The 1,893-nt window shown below is 71.2% G+C and carries 1 protein-coding gene; it reads left to right on the forward strand.

Annotated elements, in window-relative coordinates; translation table 11 throughout:
• Positions 1 to 79: 79 nt before the first annotated feature.
• Positions 80 to 1,893: PAS domain-containing sensor histidine kinase (locus tag D7X55_RS39035; RefSeq protein ID WP_158626491.1), on the forward strand; the 1,814-nt coding region annotated here is incomplete at its 3' end.

Consider the following 1,893-nt stretch of genomic DNA (forward strand, 5'->3'; position numbering starts at 1 on the left):
GGGCCGCCCCACCTCTAAGAGATTCATGGCCTCGTCGGGTACACAGGAACGGGGCCCTTCCTCGGAGGGGCGGACGCCCATGACGGGCCGTGCCCCCGCGTCCCTGGCGGAGCTGCTGCACACCGACCGCGATGCCATCGTGGAGGACTGGGCCGCGCGGGTGGCCCCCCTCTTCGCCACCCTGCGCCTGTCACACGAACAGGTGGTTGACGCCCTGCCCTCCATCCTCACGGAGCTCCACGCCTCGCTCGTGGAGGCCGAGGCGAATCCCCGGGACACGCCTCCGCTCCACCACAGCGAGGCCGCGGGCGTCCATGGCCGTCAGCGCCTGCGCCTGGGCGTGAGCGTGTCCCTGCTCACGCGCGAATACGCCCTCCTGCGCGACTGCATCCTCGACCGGGCCGGACGCGCGGACCTGGACGTGCCGCTGGCGCAAGTGCGCGTGCTCTGCACCTGCATCGACAACGCGCTCGCCCAGGCCGCCATCCCGTTCGCGTTCGACAGCGCCGAGCGCCGCCACGCCGAGGCCGAGGAGCGCGAGCGCTTCTTCCAGCTGTCCCCGGACATGTTCAGCATCGCGGGCATGGACGGGTACTTCAAACGCGTGAACGCGTACTTCGTCCAGGTGCTCGGGTGGAGCGAGGCGGAGCTCTGCCAGCACCCGTTCATGGAGCTGGTCCACCCCGACGACCGGGAGTCCACCCAGGCGGAGATGCGCAAGCTGTCCCAGGGCATCCCCACCCTGCGCTTCGAGAACCGCTTCCGCACCCGCGACGGCCGCTACCGGTGGCTCGCGTGGACCTCGCGCCCGGTGCCCGAGCTGGGCCTCCTCTACGCCGCCGCGCGCGACATCACCGAACAGAAGACCGTGGCCCAGGAACGCGAACGCCTGCTGGAGGCCGTGCGCGACAGCGAGGCCCGCTTCCGCAACATGGCGGACCACGCGCCCGTCATGCTCTGGGTGACGGACGCGCAGGGCCTCACGACCTACATGAACCGGGGCTGGTATGCCTTCACCGGCCAGACGGAGGCCACGGGCCTGGGACTCGGCTGGTTCGACGCCATCCACCCCGACGACCTCTTGCGCACGCAGCGGACCTTCGGGGACGCCTTCGCCCTGCGCCAGAGCTTCCGCCTGGACTACCGGCTGCGCGGCGCGGACGGACACTACCGGTGGACCGTGGACACCGGCTCGCCCCGCTTCGACGCGGACGGGCACTTCCTGGGCTACATCGGCAGCGTCATCGACATCTCCGACCGCAAGCAGGCGGAGGTGGACCGCGAGGCCCTGCTCGCCCGCGAGAGCGCCGCGCGCCGCGAGGCCGAGGAGGCCAACCAGCTCAAGGACGAGTTCCTCGCCACCATCAGCCACGAGCTGCGCACGCCCCTCACCGCCATCCTCGGCTGGGTGCAGCTGTTGCGCACCGGCAACCTGTCCGAGCCCCGCCGTGAACGCGCCATGGAGACCATCGAGCGCAACGCGCGCTCGCAGGGACAGCTCATCGAGGACCTGCTCGACGTCAGCCGCATCGTGTCCGGCAAGCTCAAGCTGGACGTGGCGCCGGTGGACCTGTCCGCGGTGGTGCAGCAGGCGCTGGAGTCCGTGCGGCCCGCGGCGGACGCGCGCGGCATCGAGGTGCGCTCCACCGTGGACACCTCCAGCAGCGTGATGGGGGACCCGCACCGGCTCCAGCAGGTGGTGTGGAACCTGCTGTCCAACGCGGTGAAGTTCACGCCCCGGGGCGGCCACGTGCGGCTGGTGGTGGCGCGGCATGACTCCACCGTGGAGCTCACCGTGGAGGACACCGGCCAGGGCATCTCCGAGGCCTTCCTCCCCCACGTCTTCGAGCGCTTCCGCCAGGCCGACAGCGGCAGCACGCGCAAGACGCTGTC

The sequence above is a fragment of the Corallococcus sp. AB049A genome (genome assembly GCF_003668885.1).
Classification (GTDB): Bacteria; Myxococcota; Myxococcia; order Myxococcales; family Myxococcaceae; genus Corallococcus; species Corallococcus interemptor.